This window comes from Serratia bockelmannii, from assembly GCF_051803255.1.
In the GTDB taxonomy this organism is placed as follows: domain Bacteria; phylum Pseudomonadota; class Gammaproteobacteria; order Enterobacterales; family Enterobacteriaceae; genus Serratia; species Serratia bockelmannii.
Genome location: NZ_CP196512.1, coordinates 817,856 through 839,595, shown reverse-complemented (window position 1 = coordinate 839,595; position 21,740 = coordinate 817,856). Strand labels below are relative to the sequence as shown.

The following is a 21,740-nucleotide window of genomic DNA, read 5'->3' as shown; positions in this document are numbered from 1 at the left end:
CAGACAAACAGCGCGCGGTTCTCACCGCGCGCCGCCCACCAAATATTTTATTTCACCTGGCGCTTCTGATGCTCGCCTGCGGCTTTCACGAAGCCGGCGAACAGCGGATGCCCATCACGCGGCGTAGACGTAAATTCCGGGTGGAACTGACAGGCTACAAACCACGGGTGATTCGGCAGTTCAATGATCTCGACCAGCTTGTTGTCGGCGGAACGGCCGGCGACACGCAGCCCTGCGGCTTCGATCTGCTTCAACAGCATGTTGTTAACTTCGTAACGGTGACGATGACGCTCGACAATGGTCGGTTCGCCGTACAGCTGACGCACCAGGCTGTTGTCGCTCAGGTTGCACTGTTGGCCACCTACGCGCATCGTGCCGCCCAAATCGCTTTCTTCGCTGCGCACTTCGACGTTGCCGTCTTCGTCGCGCCATTCGGTGATCAACGCCACCACCGGGTACTTACAGTCTGGCATAAACTCGGTGGAGTTGGCGTTTTCCATGCCGGCCACGTTGCGAGCGAACTCCATCAACGCCACCTGCATGCCCAGGCAAATGCCCAGGTAAGGAATGTTGTTCTCGCGCGCATAGCGTGCGGTCATCACTTTGCCTTCCACGCCGCGGTAGCCGAAGCCGCCCGGGATCAGGATCGCATCCAGCCCTTTCAGCACTTCCACGCCGCGGGTTTCTACGTCCTGCGAGTCGATCAGCTTGATGTTCACGGTCAGACGGTTTTTCAGCCCGCCGTGTTTCAGCGCTTCGATCACCGACTTGTAGGCATCCGGCAGCTCAACGTATTTGCCGACCATTCCGATGGTCACTTCGCCGCCCGGATTGGCTTCTTCGTAGATCACCTGTTCCCATTCGGCCAGGTTGGCTTCCGGTGCGTTCAAGCTGAATCGTTTACAAATATAATCGTCCAGCCCCTGAGATTTCAATAGGCCTGGGATTTTATAAATAGAATCAACGTCTTTCAGAGAGATAACCGCTTTTTCCGGCACGTTACAGAAAAGCGCGATTTTCGCGCGTTCGTTAGCAGGAACCGCGCGATCGGAACGGCAAATCAGCACATCAGGCTGAATACCGATGGAAAGCAGCTCTTTTACGGAATGCTGGGTCGGCTTGGTTTTCACTTCGCCCGCCGCCGCCATGTAAGGCACCAGCGTCAGGTGCATGTACAGGGTGTGCTCGCGGCCCACTTCCACCGCCATCTGACGGATGGCTTCGAGGAACGGCAGCGATTCGATATCGCCGACGGTGCCGCCGATTTCCACCAGCACCACATCGTGGCCTTCGCCGCCTTCGATGATGCGTTCTTTGATCGCGTTGGTGATGTGCGGAATGACCTGCACGGTCGCGCCCAGATAGTCGCCGCGGCGTTCTTTACGCAGCACGTCGGAGTAGATGCGGCCGGTGGTGAAGTTGTTGCGACGCGACATTTTGGTGCGGATGAAGCGCTCGTAGTGACCCAAATCCAGATCGGTTTCTGCGCCGTCTTCGGTGACGAAAACTTCCCCATGCTGAATCGGGCTCATGGTGCCCGGATCCACGTTGATGTACGGGTCCAGTTTCATGATGGTAACGTTGAGGCCACGGGCTTCAAGAATAGCCGCCAGAGAGGCTGCGGCAATGCCTTTACCCAGAGAGGATACGACCCCGCCGGTCACAAAAATATAATTAGTTGTCATGCTGAACCTGAGAGTTTAGGTTTAAAGACGATGGAAGAACCAGGACGGGAAAGTAGTATACCCGAACCTCTCCTGACCTACAAACGATCGTTTTGCTGTCCATCATCTCGGCCGCCCTCCCGTGTTCATCAGGGTTTACTCCGCCGGCGCCGCATAAACCCTCTAGGAAATACAAAGAGTTAGCGGAGAAAATTTCTTTTTACCGCCCCTATCGAGCGATAAAACGCCTTAGATTTCAGTTTGTTGGCCTTTTGCTGCCGACGGCAGCCCTGCGCCTGTGACCTGACCGTAAGCTTAACCGTTTCAGCCTGAGTGAACCTTGTTTGCGATCAACATTGTCGTTGCAGCGATTCAACTTTCCTTGCGCTTCACCTGCCGCCAGGCGTCTTCCATCTGCTCCAGCGTGGCGTCTTCAAGCCGCAGCCCGCGTTGCTGGACGATCGCCTCCACCTCCCGGAAGCGGCGTTCGAACTTGCGGTTCGCCGCCTGCAGCGCGTTCTCGGCCTTGTGGCCCAAATGGCGCGACAGGTTCACGGTGGCGAACAGCAGATCACCGATCTCCTCTTCCAGCTTGCTCTCATCGACCACCGCCTGGCGGGCTTCGTGCATCACTTCGTCGATCTCTTCATACACTTTGTCCAGCACCGGCCCCAGCGTGTTCCAGTCGAAGCCGACCGAGGCGCAGCGTTTTTGGATCTTGTGCGCCTTCATCAACGCCGGCAGCGCCTGTGGAATGTCGTCCAGCACCGAGTGCAGCGCTTTTTCGGCGCGCTCGCCGGCCTTCAGCTGCTCCCAGCGCGCCGCCACGGCTTCGCTGTCTCCGCCCTCGGCGTCGCCGAAGATGTGCGGATGTCGGCGCTCCAGCTTGTCGCTGATGGCGGTGCACACCTCATCAAAATCGAACAGCCCCTGCTCCTGCCCCATCTGGGCGTAGAACACCACCTGAAACAGCAAGTCGCCCAGCTCGTCGCGCAGATCGGCGTAGTCCTGCCGTTCGATGGCGTCCAGCACTTCGTAAGTCTCTTCCAACGTATAAGGCGCAATGGTGGCGAAGGTTTGCTTGCGGTCCCACGAGCAGCCGAGCTGCGGGTCGCGCAGCGTTTTCATGATGTTCAGCAGACGCTGCAGCGGAGTGGATTGGGTCATAAAAAATCTCTGAGAAAGAATGGGGGCGCAGGGGAGCGCCCGCAGAGTTCATGGATTTCGGGCCGCATCCGCTATCGATACGGCCCGAAAGGCGATATGGGCTTAGTTGCCGTGCAAACGCTTGGCGTCTATCACGTCCGGCAGCTGATTCAATTTCGCCAGTACCCGGCTCAACACCTGCTGGTTGTAGATTTCGATATCCATGTCGATAGTGGCCAACTGCTTCTTGGTATCGCTGCGGCTGGCGACGCCCAGCACGTTGACCTTTTCGTTGGCCAGAATGGTGGTGATATCGCGCAGCAGCCCGCTGCGATCGTTGGCCATCACGCGCACCACCAGCGAATAACCGCTGGAGTAGCTTTCGCCCCACACCGCATCGACGATGCGCTCCGGCGCATGCGATTGCAGATCGACCAGCTGATCGCAGTCCGCACGGTGGATCGAAATACCGCGCCCCTGGGTAATAAAACCGACGATGTCGTCGCCCGGGATCGGCTGGCAGCAGCGGGCGATGTGGTGCATCAGGTTGCCCACGCCCTCCACCACCACGCGGCCGTTATCCTTGTTGCGGGTCGGCGGCGGCGCTTTCTGCTGCACCAGCTGGCGCAGCGCCTCGCGATCCTGCTCTTCGGCGCTCGGCTTGTTGAACTTGCCCTGTAGGTAATTCACCATCTGGTTCAGGCGAATGTCCCCGCCGCCGATCGCCGCCAACACCTCGTCCAGCGAGTTCATGTTGTAGCGCGGGATCAACAGCTTCTCAGCCTCTTTCAGGCTGATGCCGAGATGCTCCAGTTCGTTGTCCAGCATCTGGCGGCCGGCGAGAATGTTCTTGTCGCGATCCTGCTTGCGGAACCAGTTGTGGATCTTCGAGCGCCCGCGGCTGGTGGTCACGTAGCCCAGGTTCGGGTTCAGCCAGTCGCGGCTCGGGTTTGGCTGTTTCTGGGTGATGATCTCAATCTGATCGCCCATCTTCAGCTGATAGGTAAACGGCACGATGCGGCCGCCGATCTTGGCGCCGATGCAGCGGTGACCGACGTCGCTGTGAATGTGGTAAGCGAAATCGAGCGGCGTGGAGCCGGCCGGCAGATCCACCACGTCGCCTTTCGGGGTAAACACATAGACCCGATCGTCGAACACCTGGCTGCGCACTTCGTCGAGCATTTCGCCGGAGTCCGCCATCTCTTCCTGCCAGGCGATGAGCTTACGCAGCCAGGCGATGCGCTCTTCGTAGCCGGAGCGCACGGTCACCCCCGCGCCCTCTTTGTACTTCCAGTGTGCGGCCACGCCCAGCTCGGCGTCTTCATGCATTTGCCGGGTGCGGATCTGAATCTCGACGGTTTTGCCGCGCGGCCCCAGCACCACGGTGTGGATCGACTGGTAGCCGTTGGGTTTCGGGTTGGCGACGTAGTCGTCGAACTCGTCCGGCAGGTGGCGGAAGTGGGTATGCACGATGCCCAACGCCGCGTAGCAATCCTGTAGACGCTCCGCCACGATGCGCACCGCGCGCACGTCGAACAGTTCGTCAAACGCCAGGTGCTTTTTCTGCATCTTGCGCCAGATGCTGTAGATGTGTTTCGGCCGGCCGTAAATCTCCACCCGAATGCCTTCTTTGGCCATCTCGGCGCGCAGCCCGGCGACGAAGTCGTCGATGAACTGTTCGCGATCGATGCGGCGCTCATGCAACAGCTTGGCGATGCGCTTGTATTCTTCCGGGTGCAGGTAGCGGAAGCAGAAATCTTCCAGCTCCCACTTCAGTTGGCCGATGCCGAGCCGGTTAGCCAGCGGGGCGTAGATGTTGGAACACTCTTTCGCCGCCAACACGCGTTCGTCTTCCGGCGCGTCTTTCACCTCGCGCAGGTGGGCGATACGTTCCGCCAGCTTGATGACCACGCAGCGGAAATCCTCCACCATCGCCAACAGCATGCGGCGCACGTTGTCGACCTGTTCGGAGGCCATCGAGTCGTTTTGGGTGGCTTTCAGTTGACGAATGGCGTCCATGTCGCGCACGCCGTGCACCAGCGCGACGATGCCATTGCCGAACGCTTCGGTCAGGGTCTCTTCCTGCACGATGCCGGCGTCCACCAGCGGGAACAGCAGCGCGGCGCGCATACTGTCGTTGTCCATGCTCAGCGTCGAGAGGATTTCCACCATCTCCAGGCCGCGCCACAGCAGCAGCGAGGCGTCGGGATGGTTTTGGGTCTGCTGCTCACAATAACGCCAGGTTGCGGCCAATCGCTCACATGACTGCGGGTTAGGTAGCCCCAAGCCGGCGATCCACTCATCGAGAGCGAACTCACCCGCCGTATTCAGATGTGCACTTCTTACCGCAACCATAACTTCTCCCTACTTTGCAGCGACCTCTGGCGCGCGCTCGTTGATAAACAGCGCCATTGATTCAAGATGCCCCGTGTGCGGAAACATATCCAACATCCGCACGCGCGCAAGACGATAACCGGCGTTCAACAGCACTTTGCTGTCGCGAGCCAGCGTGGTGGGGTTACAGGAAACATACACCACCCGCGCCGGCGCCAGTTTTACAATGTGTGACATCACCCCGGCCGCACCGGCGCGGGCGGGATCCAGCATCACCTTATCAAACCCTTGTGCTGCCCAAGGTTGCCGCTCAACGTCGTCCTCCAGATTCTCATGGAAGAACGACGCATTATTCAGCTTATTCTTATGTGCATTATATTGCCCATTCGCTACCAGCGTGGCAACACCTTCGATGCCCACCACCGCAGCGGCGCGGCGCGCCAGCGGCAGGGTGAAATTCCCCATGCCGCAGAACAGGTCCAGCACCCGATCATTGGGTTGAATGTCGAGCCATTCAAGGGCCTGCGCCACCATTTGTTGGTTTACGGCGTCATTGACCTGAATAAAGTCGCGCGGACTGAAGTCTAAGCGTAGCCCGTCAACCTGATAATACGGCGTTTCACCGCACAGTTTTTCCACGCGGTCGCTGTCCGGCGCCAGATAAACAGCGACGTTTTCCCGCTCGCCAAACGCCAACAGCGCCTGGCGATCTGCCTCTTTCAGGGCATCGAGATGGCGCAGCACCAGCAGCGGGCCGTTATCCGCCAGCACCAGCTCCACATGCCCCAGCCGCCGCACCGCCTGCAGCCCGCTCAGGCAGGCGCGCACCGGCGCCAGCAGCTGTTCCAGCTCCGGGCGCAGCACCGGGCAGTGCTCCACCGCTACCAGCTCGCTGGAGGCCGCCTGTCGAAACCCCATCATCAGGCGCTGCAGCTTCGGCTGCCACGCCAGGCTCAGGCGGGCGCGGCGGCGATAGCCGTATTCCGGGCCGGCGATCACCGGTTCCTGCTGCGGGGTCACCCCGGTTTCGCGGGCGATCATGCGCACCAGCGCCGCCGCCTTGCTCTGCTGCTGCAGCGCCTCATCCGCATGCTGCTGCTGGCAGCCGCCGCACACGCCGAAATGCGGGCAGCGCGGTGCCACCCGCTGCGGGCTGCGGCTCAGCAGGCGCTTGAGCTTGCCTTTGGCGAACTGGCGCTTGTCTTCGGTCAGCTGGATTTCCGCCTGCTCGCCCGGCAATACGCCCGGCACGAACACCGCTTTGCCGTCGTGGCGCGCCACGCCCTGGCCGAAAGGATCGAGATTGCTCACCGTCACGGTGAAGATTTGTGAGCTCTGCCGGGTCGTCACGCGGCGTTTGGGAGAGTAGAATTGCGCCATATTTGTCGATTGTGTGCTGGTTCATTAAGCTAGTGTCAGCTGTCAATTCTCCCACATTGGAATCCCATGACCAAATACAGCCTGCGTGCGCGCATGATGATCCTGATTCTGGCCCCGACCTTGCTGATTGGTTTGCTGCTCAGCACCTTCTTCGTGGTGCACCGCTATAACGAGCTGCAGGAGCAATTGGTCGACGCCGGCGCCAGCATCATCGAGCCGCTGGCGGTGGCCAGCGAGTACGGCATGACGTTCCGCAGCCGCGAATCGGTCAGGCAGTTGGTCAGCCTGTTGCACCGCCGCCATTCGGACATCGTGCGTTCGATCACCGTGTTCGATGCGCAGAACAATTTGTTCGTCACCTCCAATTATCATCACAACTTCGCTCAGCTGCAGCTGCCGAAAGGCGTGCCGTTGCCCACCGAGCTGATGCTCACCCGACGCGGCGATTCGCTGATCCTCCGCACGCCGATCCTGTCGGAAAATCAGTATCCGGATGAAACCGCCGACGGCGGCAGCCACCCCGACAACAACCTGGGCTATGTGGCGATCGAGCTGGATCTGCAGTCGGTGCGGTTGCAGCAATATAAAGAGGTGTTCGTCTCCACCCTGCTGCTGTTGCTGTGCATGTGTATCGCCATCCTGTTTGCTTACCGGCTGATGCGCGACGTGACCGGCCCGATCCGCAACATGGTGAACACCGTCGACCGCATCCGCCGCGGCCAGCTCGACAGCCGCGTGGAGGGCTACATGCTCGGCGAGCTGCACATGCTGAAGAACGGCATCAACTCGATGGCGATGTCGCTTACCGCCTATCACGAAGAGATGCAGCAGAACATCGATCAGGCCACCTCCGACCTGCGTGAAACGCTGGAGCAGATGGAGATCCAGAACGTCGAGCTGGATTTGGCGAAAAAACGCGCGCAGGAGGCAGCGCGCATCAAGTCCGAATTCCTGGCCAACATGTCGCACGAGCTGCGTACCCCGCTCAACGGCGTGATCGGTTTTACCCGCCAGATGCTGAAAACCGATCTGAGCGCAACCCAAACCGATTATTTGCAGACCATCGAACGCTCGGCCAACAACCTGCTGACCATCATCAACGATGTGCTGGACTTCTCCAAGCTGGAGGCCGGCAAACTGGTGCTGGAGCATATTCCGTTCGCCCTGCGCGAAACGCTGGACGAAGTGGTGGTGCTGCTGGCCCCCAGCGCCCACGACAAAGGGCTGGAGCTGACGCTGGATGTGCACAACGACGTGCCGGAGCAGGTGATCGGCGACTCGCTGCGCCTGCAGCAAATCATCACCAACCTGCTGGGGAACGCCATCAAGTTCACCGAAACCGGCAATATCGATATCCGCGTCGAGCTGCGCAAACAGTTGGATCGCCGGGTGGAAGTGGAAGTGCAGATCCACGACACCGGCATCGGCATCTCCGAACGCCAGCAGTCACAGCTGTTCCAGGCGTTCCGTCAGGCGGATGCCAGCATCTCCCGCCGCCACGGCGGCACCGGGCTGGGGCTGGTGATCACGCAAAAGCTGGTGAAGGAGATGGGCGGCGACATCTGCTTCCACAGCCAGCTGAATCGCGGCTCGACCTTCTGGTTCCACATCACGCTGGATCTGAACGAGGGCATGCTGTCGCTGGCGCCGAGCCTGCCGGATCTGAACGGCAAAACGCTGGCCTATATCGAGTCCAACCCGACGGCGGCACAGGCGACGCTCAACATGCTCAGCGTCACGCAGCTGGTGATCACCCACTCGCCGACGCTGGGCCAGCTGCCGTCAGGCCATTACGATTTCCTGCTGGCCGGCGTGCCGATCCCGTTCCGCGACAACATGGCGCAGCATCAGGACAAATTGTTGGCCTCGCTGAAGCTGGCCGATCGGGTGATTCTGGCGCTGCCGTGCCAGGCGCAGATCGACGCCGAACTGCTCAAGCAACAAGGTGCGCTTGGCTGCCTGATCAAGCCTATCACCAGCACGCGTCTGTTCCCGCTGCTGAGAATGGAGACGCCCGATCGGCTCGCCGCCCCACCTGAGCGTAAACGTCTGCCGCTGACGGTGATGGCGGTGGACGACAACCCGGCCAACCTGAAGCTGATCGGCACGCTGCTGGGCGAACAGGTGGAAAAAACGCTGCTGTGCGAGAGCGGTGAGGAAGCGCTGGCGCTGGCGCGCAACAACGTGCTGGATCTGATCCTGATGGACATTCAAATGCCGAAGATGGACGGCATTCACGCCAGCGAACTGATCCGCCAACTGCCGCACCACAACTCTACGCCGATCGTCGCCGTCACTGCCCATGCCGCCAGCGGCGAACGCGAGCATCTGCTGCAGGCCGGGATGGACGACTACCTGGCCAAGCCGATCGACGAGAAAATGCTGACCCGCGTGCTGTCGCGCTACCACAGCGGCGACGTGGAAAGCGCCGTCGCCGACGATGCCCCGCTGTCGCTCGACTGGCCGCTGGCGCTGCGCCAGGCGGCCAATAAACCGGATCTGGCGCGCGATCTGCTGCAAATGCTGCTCGATTTCCTGCCGCAGGTGCGCGAACGGGTGCAGGCGCTGCTCGAGGGGCAACACGACGACGAGATCCTCGACCTGGTCCATAAGCTGCACGGCAGCTGCAGCTACAGCGGCGTGCCGCGCCTCAAGCAGCTGTGTTTCTACCTCGAGCGGCAGCTGCGCCAGGGCATCACCAACGACGAACTGGAGCCGGAGTGGCTGGAGCTGTTGGATGAGATTGAACTGGTGATCCACGCGGCGCGCGCGCATCTGGCGCAACCGGCCTGAATCCTCAGGCCATAATGCAAAAAGGCACGCCGTAGCGTGCCTTTGTTGCTTTTAGCGCCTGACGTTTATCACTGCGCCAGCAGGTACAGTTGGCTATCGCCACGCTGAATATTCAACGCCAGCACCGACGGTTTGCTGTCGAGGATTTTACGCAGCTCGCCCAGGTTCTGGATCGGCTGTTGGTTCACGCCCAGGATCACGTCGCCCTTTTTCAAGCCGATGCGCGCGGCGGCGCTGCCGGCTTTCACGCTGTCGACCTTGACGCCTTTCACGTTGCCAACCTGAGTATTGCTCAGCTCGGCGCCTTCAATGCCGGTGTAGATATTGCCCGAGGCCACCTGGGTCTGCGCGCTTTGCTCCAGCGTGACGTCAATCGTTACCGGCTTGCCGTCGCGAATAATGCCCAGCGACATCTTGCTGCCGACCGGCAGCGTGCCGATCTCCGCCCGGAACGAGGCGAAGCTGGAGATGGCCTTGCCGTTCATGGTGACGATCACGTCGCCGGCCTTGATGCCCGCCTTCGCGGCGGAAGATTTCGGCATTACCTGGCTGACGAAGGCCCCGCGCTGCGCATCGACCTTCATCGCCTTGGCCAGCTCAGAGTTCAGCTCGGTGCCCATGATACCCAGCTCGCCGCGTTTCACCTGGCCATACTCGACCATTTGCGCCGTCAGGTTTTTCACCATGTTGCTCGGAATAGCGAAGCCGATACCGATATTGCCGCCGTCCGGCGCCAGGATCGCGGTGTTGATGCCGATCAGCTCGCCGTTCAGGTTAACCAGCGCGCCGCCGGAGTTACCGCGGTTGATCGCCGCATCGGTCTGGATAAAGTTTTCGTAGTTTTCGATGTTCAGGCCGCTGCGCCCCAGGGCGGACACGATGCCCGAGGTGGCGGTTTCACCCAACCCGTACGGGTTGCCGATCGCCACGGTGTAATCGCCGACGCGCAGCTGATCGGAGTCCGCCATCTTGATCGCCGTCAGGTTCTTGAAGTCTTTCAGCTGGATCAACGCGATATCGGAACGCGGATCCTTGCCGATCACTTTGGCGTCGAAGCGGCGTCCGTCGCTCAGCTGCACCTGGATCTTGTTGGCGTTGTCCACCACGTGGTTATTGGTCACCACATAGCCCTTGGTGGCATCGATGACCACCCCGGCGCCCAGCGCCTGGAATTTCTGCTGCGTGCCCTGCGGCTGGCCATCCGGCCCTGGCTGTTCACCGCCCTGACACATCGGCGAGCCCTGGAACGGCGAACCGTCCTGGCAGAACGGCGAATCCTCACCGAAGAACTGTTGGAACTGCTGCGGCATGCGCGGCGTATTGACCGTGGTGCTGCCCTCAACGTTAATGCTCACGACGGAAGGCATCACCTTCTCCAGCATCGGTGCCAGGCTCGGCAGCTGTTGGGTGCTGGAAGAGGCGGTTTCAGCGGCGCTGGCCGTCGCCGGGCCCATCGCCATACCGATACTGAATGCCAGTGCGCTCAGAACTAATGCGGTTTTTTTCATCTGTGTGTCTCTTATAAAGTCGTTCAAAAAGAATGGCCGTCTTGCGTGCTTATTCAGAGTTAATTAATAGCCCGAAGTTCCGGCACAGATGATTGGCAATAGTAAACAAATATTGTCCGTCTTTACAAAACTCGAGACAGCCAACCGGTTGGAATTGCTGGCAATTATTCTTCAGCTCAATTATTCCGCCGCCATCAATCGACGATATTCATCATAGGCGTACAGGTCGGTCATTCCGCTGATATAGTCCTGCAATAAACGCGCGCGGAAATAATATTCCCGAATGGCTTGCTGCTCCGGCGATAAATGCTGCAGCCCTTCTACCGCCTCCGCATACGCTAGCCGATGCTTGGTGGACAGCTTGTGGAACAGGCGTGTTTCAATCGGATAAGCGCGATGGCTGTCCTCGCGCACCAGCTGGCTGAAGTCCGCCAGCGACATCGCCAACAGCGGGCTGTAAATGTCCAGCAGGCCGCTGATCACCCGATAGCCTTGCAGCTCGAGCTGCTCGACCTCAGGGTGGTTGAACACGTGCTTGAACGCCACATTTTTAAATATCTTCAGTAGCCGATAGGCCGGGCTGGAATCCTCCAGCAGCGCCTGATTGAAATTGCCCTGATAAACCGCGTCCAGATTGTCGATAAAGCGCTGCGCCGCATGCGGCACCAGCCGCGCCACGGTAAACACCCGCAGATACATGAAGAACTGATCTTCCGCGCTGCGCCGCGCGCCGCCGCGATCGATCTTGCGAAACGCGCTGGCGACGGTCTTGTCGAACAGATCGCCCGGCACCACCTCGCCCCACTCCTGAATCAGGTGCTGATACAGCTGCTCGACGGTGAAAATGCTCTTCTCCACCGCGTCTTCCAGATCGGCCACGCAGTACGAGATATCGTCGGCGGCCTCCATAATATAGGTCAGCGGGAAACGATCGAACTCGCCCATGTGCAGCTCGCGCCGCAACCGATCGACGAAGGCCTCTTCCGCCAGATAGTAGCCGGGCTTTTTCATCAGGTAACTGTGGCTGGCAGGGATGTCGCTCGCCCAGTAGGCCGGGCGGGTGTATTTCAAAATGCAGCCGACCTGCGCGTAGGTCAGGTTGAGCTTGAGCAGGCTGTACACCATGCGGATCGCCTGAGCGTTGCCCTCGAAGTGGCTGAGATCCTGACGGATCCGGCTGCGCAGCCGGTTCAGATCGCCCTCCCCTTCATGCAGGCGCAGCGTCGCCACCTGGCAGCGATCGTGGCTGCCCGGCTCGCTGCCGCAGCTGGCGGGATCGAGCCGCTGGGCGAACCAGTCGTTGATCGCCGACTCGCCGAAGTGTCCGAACGGCGGATTACCGATGTCGTGCATCAGGCAGGCCATTTCCACGATGCTTTCAAACGGATCGAGCAGCCGGGTCAAGCCGAGCTCATCAATTCTCCCCGCCTGTTTGAAGCGATTGAGGATCTCTTTGGCGATGTGGCGCCCAACCTGCTGCACCTCCATCGAGTGCGTCAGGCGGCTGCGCACCGCCGCGTTGCGTTCCAGCGGAAACACCTGGGTTTTTTGCTGCAGACGGCGAATGGCGGCCGAGTTGACGATGCGCCCGCGATCGCTCTCGAACTGCCGCACGATGTCGTACTCTTCCTCGGCCTCGATCGGTTTGCTGAAAGGCCGTTGGAAGCTGATTTTTTGCTTGAAGTCGATCCCGGACATCTGTTTCTCCGCCGTTGCGCCCTGCCCCCGTGATAACAATTCCCGGCAGCGGATGCAACGCATTATCTCTGATACACAGCCATGATAGACTATGCCGCAATTCTCACGGCCAATCAGCGAGTGTTATTTATGAAAGTAGGCATCATCGGCGCAATGGAGCAGGAAGTCACCCTGCTGCGCGATCAAATCGAAAACCGTCAAACCATCCAGCGCGCGGGCTGCGAAATCTACACCGGCCAGATCGGCGGCGTTGACGTGGCCTTGCTGAAATCTGGCATCGGCAAAGTCTCTGCGGCCATGGGCACCACCCTGCTACTGGAACACTGCAGCCCGGATCTGGTGATCAACACCGGTTCCGCCGGCGGCCTGGCCAGCACCCTGCGCGTGGGCGATATCGTGGTGTCGGAAGAAGTGCGCTACCACGACGCCGACGTCACCGCCTTCGGCTACGAGCCGGGCCAGATGGCCGGCTGCCCGGCGGCGTTCGTCGCCGACGACGCGCTGATCGCGCTGGCGGAAAGCTGCATCAAACAGCTGGATCTGCACGCGGTGCGCGGCCTGATCTGCAGCGGTGACGCCTTCATCAACGGCGCCGAGCCGCTGGCGCGCATCCGCGCCACTTTCCCGCGCGTCGCCGCCGTGGAAATGGAAGCCGCGGCGATCGCCCACGTCTGCCATCTGTTCGGCACGCCGTTCGTGGTGGTGCGCGCCATTTCCGACGTCGCCGACAGCGAGTCGCACATGAGCTTTGACGAGTTCCTGGTGGTAGCGGCCAAGCAGTCTACGCTGATGGTCAATGCCATGCTGCAAACCCTGGCCAAGCGCGGTTGATGTGAGGCTGCGCTTCACCTCGATGCTCTGTCTGTTGGCGCTCTGGCTGGCCCTGCCGGTCGGCGCCGCCCAGCGGGTGATTAGCCTGGCGCCCAACGCCACCGAGCTCGCCTATGCCGCCGGCATGGGCGAGGTGCTGGTGGCGGCGAGCGCCTATTCCGATTACCCGCCGCAGGCCGCCAAGCTGGAGCAGGTGGCCTCCTGGCAGGGCATCAACCTGGAGCGGGTGCTGGCGCTCAAGCCGGACCTGATCCTCGCCTGGCGCGGCGGCAATCCGCAGCGCGTGCTGGATCAGATCGCCGCGTTCGGCATCCCGATCTTCTATGCGGACGCCGACAACCTCGGGGGGATCGCCGGCTTGCTGGATAAGCTGGCGCAATACAGCCCGCACCCGGATCAGGCGCATCAGGCGGCAGACGACCTTCGCCGCCAGTTCGCCGCTCTCAAGCAACAATACGCCGCTAACTCACCACGGCGCGTGCTGCTGCAGTTCGGCACCCAGCCGCTGTTCACCAGCTCCGGCGCCACATTGCAAAGCCAGGTGCTGGCGCTGTGCGGCGGGCAGAACGTCTTCGCCGATAGCCGCACCCCTTGGCCGCAGATCAGCCGCGAGCAGGTGCTGGCGCGTCAGCCGCAGGCCATCGTCATCACCGGCGGCGCGAAAGAGGCCGCCAATGTGAAAGCCTTCTGGGCGCCGCAGCTGCAGGTGCCGGTGATCGCGCTGAACGAAGACTGGTTCAATCGCGGCGGGCCGCGGCTGCTGTTGGCGGCGCAGCAGCTGTGCCGCCAGCTGGCGGAGATCCGCTGATGCTGGTGTTCTGGTTGGATATTCTCGGCACGGCGGTGTTCGCCGTCTCCGGCGTACTGTTAGCCGGCAAGCTGCGCATGGATCCGTTCGGCGTACTGGTATTGGGCGTGGTCACTGCGGTCGGCGGCGGTACCATCCGCGATATGGCGCTGGCCAACGGCCCGGTGTTCTGGGTCAAGGATCCCACCGATCTGGTGGTGGCGATGATCACCTGCGTATTGACGCTGCTGCTGGTGCGCCAGCCGCGCCGCCTGCCGAAATGGGTGCTGCCGGTGCTCGACGCCGTCGGGCTGGCGGTGTTCGTCGGCATCGGCGTCAACAAGGCTTTCGCGGCCGGCACCGGCCCGCTGGTGGCGATCTGCATGGGAGTGATCACCGGCGTCGGCGGCGGCATTATCCGCGACGTGTTGGCGCGCGAGATCCCGATGATCCTGCGCACCGAAATTTACGCCACCGCCTGCATCATCGGCGGCATCGTGCACGCTACGGCGTTTTACACCTTCCACATGCCGCTGCAACAGGCCATGATGCTGGGCATGATCATCACGCTGGCCATTCGGCTGGCGGCCATCCGCTGGCACCTCAAGCTGCCCGCCTTTATTCTCGAACGCTGAGCCGTCGCCCTGCGGGGCGACGCGTGGCAACGCCGCACCGGGTGATTTATTAGACTAAAAACGGGTCTGGTGTTGTTATTTTCGTCCAAAAAATAGCGTAGTGTCGATGTAAAATTCTGTTACCCGCAGGTTAATCCCTTCCCCACGCTGTTAAAACTTTTTAACTTTTTGCCGATAAGTCATCACAAGATGGCTTACGGATGACTATTCCCGCAATGATGAAAAAAATTCTGCTTGCCTGCTGTGGCGCCCTGCTGAGTGGCGCCGCGTATGCCGATGCCGTCAGCGGCCAGATCGGCGTTACCCTGACCATTGAACCGCAATGCGCCGTGCGCCTCGAAGCCGCCGTCCCCCAGGCCGAATGCAGCCACGCGACGGCGCAGCCGAAGATCATCCGCAACCCACCGACGCAGCAGAACGGTGCGGAAGTGATCCTCGTGGAATGGTAATGGTAGGTATAAAAAAAACCCGCCGGCCTAAGGCGAGCGGGTTGATGTTCTGACAGGCAAACTCAGATGCTAAACGACGAACCGCAACCGCAGGTGGTTTTGGCATTCGGGTTGGTCACCACGAAGCGCGACCCTTCCAGCCCTTCGGTGTAGTCCACCGAACCGCCGACCAGATACTGCAGGCTCATCGGATCGACCACCAGCGCCACGCCCTGCTTCTCGATGGTCATGTCGCCATCGTTGACCTTGTCGTCAAAAGTGAAGCCGTACTGGAATCCGCTGCAGCCGCCGCCGGTAATGTAAACCCGCAACTTCAGGTTCGGGTTTTCTTCGTCAGCAATCAGGAACTTAACCTTGTTTGCTGCTGCCTCGGTAAATTGCAGGGGCAGTGCCGTTTGATCACTCATACTCTTTACTCCCAACATTGTTCAGCATCAGATCGCGACTATGGCTGCCTGATTAATATTAACGATTATCCGATACCTGAGTGTTGCGTTCAAGTATTCACCGCATTTGTTGTATTTTCTTTACCTGTTTTCTCCGCCGCTTCCCGTGCCAGCTGCGCCTCCTGCCTTTGCAGGGTGCGAGCCAAGATCGATGAATACAGCGGCTTGCCGCCGAGCAGCTGCGCCACTACCGTGGCGCCGAGGCAGGTGATGATCATCGGTAAAATCAGCTGGTAGTTGTCGGTCATTTCCAGCACCAGCACGATACCGGTCAACGGGGCCCGCACCGTGGCGGCGAACAGCGCCCCCATACCGGCGATGGCGAAGGTGCCCGCTTCGATGCCGTATTGCGGGAACAGATGCGCCCCCGCCAGCCCGAAGGCGGTGCCGAACAGCGTGCCCAGCGCCAGCATCGGCGCAAAGATGCCACCCGGCGCGCCGGAACCGAAGCACAGCAGCGTGGTGAAGATGCGGGTAATGAAGATAAACATCAACATGCCGACGCTGTAATTGCCCGCCGCGGCGATCGGGATCAGCCCAAAGCCGCCGCCCGCCGCCTCTGGCTGAATCAACCCCAGAATGCCACACACGCCGCCGAGCAACCCACCCATCAACAAGATATTGCGCATTCTGCCGCCGTGCAGGCGCGCGAACATGTCTTGGGTGCGGAAGATCAGCGCGTTGAACCCCACGCCCACCGCGCCGAATATCGCCCCCAGCACCAGATAGAGCCACAGGGTGTTGATGGGCGCCGAAGAAAGTTTGTCGACCGCGATCACCGAGCCCTGGCCGTTAAACAGCTGGTACACCACGCTCGACATGATAACGCCGATAAACACCGCTTTAATCGAGATCAGGTTGTAGCGAAACTGCGGCCGCATCTCTTCGATGATAAACAGAATGCCGGCCAGCGGCGCGTTGAACGCGGCGGACAGCCCGGCGGCGGCCCCGGTCGCCAGCAGCGAATGACGCGCCTCGGCGCCGCGAATGCGCAGCACGTCCAATACCATGCGCCCGACGTTGCCGCCCATTTGCACCGTGGGCCCTTCGCGCCCCAGCACCATGCCCGCCCCCAGCGTGCCCATGCCGCCGATGAATTTCACCGGTATCACACGCCACCAGCGCACCGGCCGCAGCTCCTCCAGCGCGCCTTCGATCTCCGGAATGCCCGAGCCGCCCGCCTCAGGCGCAAAGCGCCGCACCAGGTAATAGCCCAGCGCCGCCAGCGCGGCGGACAGGATAAACGCCAGCGGCCACACCAGGATCCAGGAGTCGGCGACCTGCGCCAGCGAAGCCAGCCGCTGCTGCTGCACCCACTCCACCGCTTTATCGAAGGCCACGCCAAGCAAACCAGCCAGCGTCCCCACCAGCGCGGCCATCAACAAGATCGCCACCGGCGTTTTATCGCGGCGGATAAACTGGCGCACCGCATCGCTGCGGCTAAGGCGCGGGCTCAACGTCCCGACGGGCTGTGAGTGTGATTCTGTCATCGCGAATAATTCGTCAGGTAATTTGTAATACAAATAGGCAGGGCGATAATTCTACCCCAACCCGGCGGCGGGCGCTGCCGTTAATGGTATCTGACTGTGATCGTTTCATAACGCGGCGCTCTCCTCTAGAATAGCGCGGTCAAATCATTCAAAAGAGAATCCAGGAGCCGATTTATGAGCCTACACAGCAAGTCCGAAAGTCTGTACGCCCAGGCGCAACAGTTGATCCCCGGCGGGGTAAACTCTCCGGTGCGTGCATTCACCGGCGTAGGCGGTGTGCCGCTGTTTATCGAGCGCGCAGACGGGGCTTACCTGTTCGATGCCGACGGCAAGGCCTATATCGACTATGTCGGTTCCTGGGGGCCGATGGTGCTGGGGCATAACCACCCGGCGATCCGCGACGCGGTGATCGAAGCGGCGCAGCGCGGCCTGAGCTTCGGCGCGCCGACCGAGATGGAAGTCAAAATGGCGCAGCTGGTCACCGAGCTGGTGCCGACGATGGATATGGTGCGCATGGTGAACTCGGGCACCGAAGCCACCATGAGCGCCATCCGCCTGGCGCGCGGCTACACCAACCGCGATAAAATCATCAAGTTCGAAGGCTGCTACCACGGCCACGCCGACTGCCTGCTGGTGAAAGCCGGCTCCGGCGCGCTGACCCTCGGCCAGCCGAACTCACCGGGCGTGCCAGCCGACTTCGCTAAACACACCCTGACCTGCACCTATAACGATCTGGATTCGGTGCGCGCCGCCTTCGAACAGTACCCGTCAGAGATCGCCTGTATCATCGTCGAGCCGGTCGCCGGCAACATGAACTGCGTGCCGCCGCTGCCGGAATTCCTGCCGGGCCTGCGCGCCCTGTGCGACAAGTACGGCGCGCTCTTGATCATCGACGAAGTGATGACTGGCTTCCGCGTGGCGCTGGCCGGCGCGCAGTCCTATTACGACGTTGAGCCGGATCTGACCTGCCTCGGCAAAATCATCGGCGGGGGTATGCCGGTGGGCGCCTTCGGCGGCCGTCGCGATGTGATGGAGGCGCTGGCGCCGACCGGTCCGGTCTACCAGGCGGGCACCCTGTCCGGCAACCCGATCGCCATGGCGGCGGGCTACGCTTGCCTGACCGAAGTGTCGCAGGTTGGCGTGCACCAGACGCTGACCGAACTGACCGAGATGCTGGCCGCAGGCCTGCTGCATGCGGCGCAGGAAGAGAATATCCCGTTGGTGGTCAACAACGTCGGCGGCATGTTCGGCCTGTTCTTCACCGACGCGCCGGCGGTCACCTGCTACCAGGACGTGATGCAGTGCGACGTGGAACGCTTCAAGCGCTTCTTCCACCTGATGTTGGAAGAAGGGGTGTATCTGGCACCGTCCGCCTTCGAAGCGGGCTTCATGTCCGTGGCGCACAGCAAGGAAGACATCCAGCGCACCATCGACGCCGCGCGTCGCTGCTTCGCCAAGCTGTAATCCCGGCCGGATGGCCAGAAAAATGGGCGCCTCGGCGCCCGTTTTGTTTTTCGCTGCGGTTTACAGCAGCGTGCCGTAAATGGTCAACAGCGCCACCACCACCACGATGATCATCGTCACCTTGCGCGCCAGCGTCACCGCCGCGCGCGGCGTTTGCACCGGATCCATATGCGGATCGCGCGCCAGCGAGAACTGCGCCAGCCGCGTCAACACCTGATACGACGACGAATGCCGATCCCCCAGCGAGGCGAACCAAGCCGGCAGCGCCCGCTCGCCGTGGCCAAACAGCGCATAGGCCACCCCGGCCAAACGCACCGGGATCCAGTCCAGCCAGTTCAGCAGATGATCGATGCCCGACTGCGAACGCTCCAGCGGCGTATTGTGGCGCGCCAGCCAGGTTTGATAGGCGCGCAGGAAGGCATATCCCGCCAGCGCGATCGGCCCGTACGGCCCAAAGACCACGAACCAGAACAGCGGCGCCAGGTAATAGCGGAAGTTGATCCACAGCAGCGCGTTTTGCAGCTCGCGCAGGCGCAGCTCCTCACTGCAGTCCACCGGCAAGCCGTGGATCAACGCCAGCTCTTCCGCCATCTGATCGCTGGCATGGGTATCCCCCTGCCGCGCCGCTTTCAGGTAGGCGCGGTAGTGTTTGCGCTTGATGCCGGCGCCGACGCACAGCAGATCGATGACGATCCACAGCAGCAGCGTCACCACGCCAAAGAATAACCCGTGCGACAACCACAGAACGCCCCAGACGACAACCATCCAGGCGGCGGTCATCGCCAGCGTCTGCGCCAGCGAAACCCGATGCAGCCGCTGAAATACCACTTCGAGGCGATGATCCAGCTGCCAGTGTTCCCCCAGCTTGAACAGGCGCTCCCAGGCCAAAACCAGCAACAGCGTAAACAGCGTCATTAGCGATTCCTCTCCCTTTTTCTTGTTTCAAGCATAGCGTCGGCGGGCGCGCCGCGTTGTTCCAGAGATGCCAGATAGCGATCCCAATCGAACGCCGGCCCGGGATCGGTTTTGCGGCCGGGGGCGATATCGCAATGCCCGGCGATATGCGCCGCCAACGGCGGATAATGTTCGGCCAGCAGCGCGGTGACCGCCTGCAGCGTGCGATATTGCGCCTCGGTGTAGGCTAACTGGTCGGTGCCTTCCAGCTCGATGCCGATGGAGAAATCGTTGCACCGTTCGCGCCCCTGATACAGAGAAACGCCCGCGTGCCACGCGCGCTGGTCGAAGGGCACATACTGCACGATCTCCCCATCGCGGCGGATCAGGCAGTGCGCAGACACTCGCAGCTGATGGATCTCGGCGAAATAAGGGTGCTGCGCGGGATCGAGCGTGCCGGTGAACAGCTGGTCGATATAGGGGCCACCGAATTCGCCGGGCGGCAGGCTGATGTTATGGATGACCAGCAGCGAGGGCGGCTCGTCATCCGGGCGACGATCGCAGTGCGGCGAAACCACTCGCGTCACCCCGGCAATCCAGCCATTTTCCAACTGCATCAGACACCTCTCTGCGGTGGTACTTATTCCTGCAACAGAGTAGCATGTTCCCCTACGATCTAACCGTCCATTTCGGAGTTTTCCATGCCGACACGCCGCTACAGTGCCGACCGTCGCCGTACCGAGCTTCTTGAACGTATTGAAAGTGATATTCCCTATTCCGTCGCCCAGGCGCTGCGCGAAGACCTGGGAGGTGAAGTTGACGCCGGGCGCGATATTACCGCGCAATTGTTACCGGCGGACAAGCAGGCCGAAGCCACCGTCATTACCCGCGAAGCCGGCGTGTTCTGTGGCCGCCGCTGGCTGAACGAAGTCTTTATTCAGTTGGGCAACCAGGTGCAGGTGGAGTGGCTGGTGGCAGACGGCGACCGTCTGATACCGAACCAACCGCTTTGCCGGCTGCGCGGCCCTGCGCGGGTGCTGTTGACCGGCGAGCGCACCGCGCTGAACTTCGTGCAGATGCTCTCCGGCGTGGCGACCGAGGTCAGCCGCTATGTGGCTCTGCTGGAAGGCACCCAGACTCGCCTGCTCGATACCCGCAAGACCTTGCCCGGCCTGCGCACCGCGTTGAAATATGCCGTACTGTGCGGGGGCGGCAGCAACCACCGGCTGGGGCTGTCCGATGCCTTCCTGATCAAGGAAAACCACATCATCGCCTCCGGCTCGATCAAAAACGCGGTGGAAAAAGCCTTCTGGCTGCACGCCGACGTGCCGGTGGAAGTGGAAGTCGAATCGCTTGATGAACTGCAGCAGGCGCTGGACGCCGGCGCCGACATCATCATGCTGGACAACTTCAGCGTCGAGATGATGCGTCAGGCGGTCGCCCAAACCCAGGGCCGCGCCCAGTTGGAGGTATCCGGCAACGTCACCAGCGAGACGCTGCGCACCTTCGCCGAGACCGGCGTGGATTACATTTCGGTCGGCGCGCTGACCAAACATGTGACCGCGCTCGATCTGTCGATGCGCTTCAAATGATCCCCTCGCCCCCGGCCGCCGCCGGGGGCGTTACCGCAGATTTGCGAAGCCCCTCGCACCGTTTTTCCCTCCGCTGCAAACGGCATCATTACTGATGGAAGCACGCCGAGAAACGCGTAAAACCCGCTCGCCGTTCCCCCGCGCAAACCGCTACCGTTGTTTTCCACACCCTTATGGAGGAAACAACGCATGGAAACGCAACGCGGCTTTAGCCTGATCGAACTGATGGTGGTGATCGCCATCATCGCCATCCTCAGCGCCATCGGCATTCCCGCCTACCAGCGCTACATCCAGAAAGCGGCGATGACCGACATGCTGCAAACCATGGCGCCGTATAAACTGGCGGTCGAACTGTGCGTGCTGGATGAAGGCGCGCCCGCCGGCTGTGACGCTGGCAGCAAAGGCATTCCCACCGGCGGCGCGTCGCGTTACGTCAGCGGGGTGAAAGTCGTTAAAGGCGTCATCACGCTGACTGGCGCCCAAACGCTGCAGGGGCTGGCGGTGGCGTTAACCCCCAAATCGAACGCAGATGGGCTGACCCACTGGACCCGGCTGTGCAGCAGCGAAAACGCGACGCTGGTTGAGGTGTGCCGGGAAGTCTTCCGCTTCGACGACGCAGCGGAGTAGCA

18 protein-coding genes are annotated in these 21,740 nt (G+C 61.2%); 8 read left to right on the top strand and 10 right to left on the bottom strand.

The genetic code is table 11. The features are described from left to right. Positions 1-47: 47 nt before the first annotated feature. From pyrG to rlmD, 4 genes are all read right to left on the bottom strand, one after another. Entirely contained in the window at positions 48-1,685 is a 1,638-nt protein-coding gene (gene pyrG / locus ACSJLU_RS03880) for a glutamine hydrolyzing CTP synthase (protein WP_004932674.1), read from the bottom strand. Positions 1,686-2,036: 351 nt separating this feature from the next. Then, positions 2,037-2,831, bottom strand: a complete 795-nt coding sequence (gene mazG, locus ACSJLU_RS03875; RefSeq protein ID WP_342096419.1) for a nucleoside triphosphate pyrophosphohydrolase — start codon at positions 2,829-2,831, stop codon at positions 2,037-2,039. A 102-nt stretch (positions 2,832-2,933) separates the two neighbouring features. Then, complete coding sequence (gene relA / locus ACSJLU_RS03870) at positions 2,934-5,165, bottom strand: GTP diphosphokinase (protein ID WP_025301597.1); 2,232 nt, start codon at positions 5,163-5,165, stop codon at positions 2,934-2,936. 9 nt (positions 5,166-5,174) lie between these two features. Further along, positions 5,175-6,524, bottom strand: a complete 1,350-nt coding sequence (gene rlmD / locus ACSJLU_RS03865) for a 23S rRNA (uracil(1939)-C(5))-methyltransferase RlmD (RefSeq protein ID WP_164063996.1) — start codon at positions 6,522-6,524, stop codon at positions 5,175-5,177. A 66-nt stretch (positions 6,525-6,590) separates the two neighbouring features. Between rlmD and barA the strand changes: the two genes are divergently transcribed. Continuing rightward, positions 6,591-9,317, top strand: a complete 2,727-nt coding sequence (gene barA / locus ACSJLU_RS03860; RefSeq protein WP_049204768.1) for a two-component sensor histidine kinase BarA — start codon at positions 6,591-6,593, stop codon at positions 9,315-9,317. 68 nt (positions 9,318-9,385) lie between these two features. Here barA and degP read toward each other — a convergent pair whose 3' ends face one another. Both degP and dgt read right to left on the bottom strand, forming a co-directional pair. Beyond that, positions 9,386-10,825 (bottom strand): serine endoprotease DegP, encoded by a 1,440-nt coding sequence (gene degP / locus ACSJLU_RS03855; RefSeq protein ID WP_049294833.1) that lies wholly within the window; start codon positions 10,823-10,825, stop codon positions 9,386-9,388. A gap of 180 nt (positions 10,826-11,005) precedes the next feature. After that, positions 11,006-12,523, bottom strand: a complete 1,518-nt coding sequence (gene dgt / locus ACSJLU_RS03850; protein ID WP_049294832.1) for a dGTPase — start codon at positions 12,521-12,523, stop codon at positions 11,006-11,008. A gap of 129 nt (positions 12,524-12,652) precedes the next feature. Here dgt and mtnN point away from each other — a divergent pair, with 129 nt between their 5' ends. The 4 genes from mtnN to ACSJLU_RS03830 all read left to right on the top strand — a co-directional run bounded on the left by mtnN (position 12,653) and on the right by ACSJLU_RS03830 (position 15,225). Beyond that, the gene (gene mtnN, locus ACSJLU_RS03845) at positions 12,653-13,354 is read left to right on the top strand and encodes a 5'-methylthioadenosine/S-adenosylhomocysteine nucleosidase (RefSeq protein WP_049200308.1); all 702 of its coding nucleotides are present in this window, start codon (positions 12,653-12,655) and stop codon (positions 13,352-13,354) included. 22 nt (positions 13,355-13,376) lie between these two features. Further along, positions 13,377-14,162 (top strand): vitamin B12 ABC transporter substrate-binding protein BtuF, encoded by a 786-nt coding sequence (gene btuF / locus ACSJLU_RS03840; protein ID WP_038630197.1) that lies wholly within the window; start codon positions 13,377-13,379, stop codon positions 14,160-14,162. Then, a complete protein-coding gene (locus tag ACSJLU_RS03835; RefSeq protein ID WP_038873529.1) occupies positions 14,162-14,776 on the top strand; it encodes a TRIC cation channel family protein in 615 nt (204 codons plus the stop codon). The genes btuF and ACSJLU_RS03835 overlap by 1 nt, the downstream gene beginning before the upstream one ends. 200 nt (positions 14,777-14,976) lie before the next feature. Continuing rightward, positions 14,977-15,225, top strand: coding sequence for a hypothetical protein (locus tag ACSJLU_RS03830; RefSeq protein ID WP_065424607.1), 249 nt, complete (start codon positions 14,977-14,979; stop codon positions 15,223-15,225). A gap of 62 nt (positions 15,226-15,287) precedes the next feature. On the opposite strand, the gene erpA is transcribed toward ACSJLU_RS03830, so the two are convergent. Then, positions 15,288-15,632: an iron-sulfur cluster insertion protein ErpA gene (gene erpA, locus ACSJLU_RS03825; RefSeq protein WP_004932708.1), complete on the bottom strand. Its 345-nt coding sequence runs from the start codon at positions 15,630-15,632 to the stop codon at positions 15,288-15,290. A gap of 89 nt (positions 15,633-15,721) precedes the next feature. Then, positions 15,722-17,161, bottom strand: a complete 1,440-nt coding sequence (clcA, locus tag ACSJLU_RS03820) for a H(+)/Cl(-) exchange transporter ClcA (RefSeq protein WP_025301588.1) — start codon at positions 17,159-17,161, stop codon at positions 15,722-15,724. A gap of 174 nt (positions 17,162-17,335) precedes the next feature. On the opposite strand from clcA, the gene hemL reads away from it, so the two are divergent. Further along, entirely contained in the window at positions 17,336-18,625 is a 1,290-nt protein-coding gene (gene hemL, locus ACSJLU_RS03815; RefSeq protein WP_043135898.1) for a glutamate-1-semialdehyde 2,1-aminomutase, read from the top strand. A 60-nt stretch (positions 18,626-18,685) separates the two neighbouring features. Here the strand turns inward: hemL and ampE are convergent, their stop codons facing one another. Continuing rightward, positions 18,686-19,540 (bottom strand): beta-lactamase regulator AmpE, encoded by an 855-nt coding sequence (gene ampE / locus ACSJLU_RS03810; RefSeq protein ID WP_025301586.1) that lies wholly within the window; start codon positions 19,538-19,540, stop codon positions 18,686-18,688. Beyond that, a complete protein-coding gene (gene ampD, locus ACSJLU_RS03805; protein WP_142590874.1) occupies positions 19,540-20,136 on the bottom strand; it encodes a 1,6-anhydro-N-acetylmuramyl-L-alanine amidase AmpD in 597 nt (198 codons plus the stop codon). The genes ampE and ampD overlap by 1 nt, the downstream gene beginning before the upstream one ends. Before the next feature lie 84 nt (positions 20,137-20,220). Here ampD and nadC point away from each other — a divergent pair, with 84 nt between their 5' ends. Further along, complete coding sequence (gene nadC, locus ACSJLU_RS03800) at positions 20,221-21,111, top strand: carboxylating nicotinate-nucleotide diphosphorylase (RefSeq protein ID WP_025301584.1); 891 nt, start codon at positions 20,221-20,223, stop codon at positions 21,109-21,111. Between the two features lie 189 nt (positions 21,112-21,300). Beyond that, on the top strand, positions 21,301-21,738 hold the full coding sequence (gene ppdD / locus ACSJLU_RS03795; RefSeq protein ID WP_043135904.1) for a prepilin peptidase-dependent pilin: 438 nt from the start codon (positions 21,301-21,303) through the stop codon (positions 21,736-21,738). The last annotated feature ends 2 nt before the right edge of the window (positions 21,739-21,740 follow it).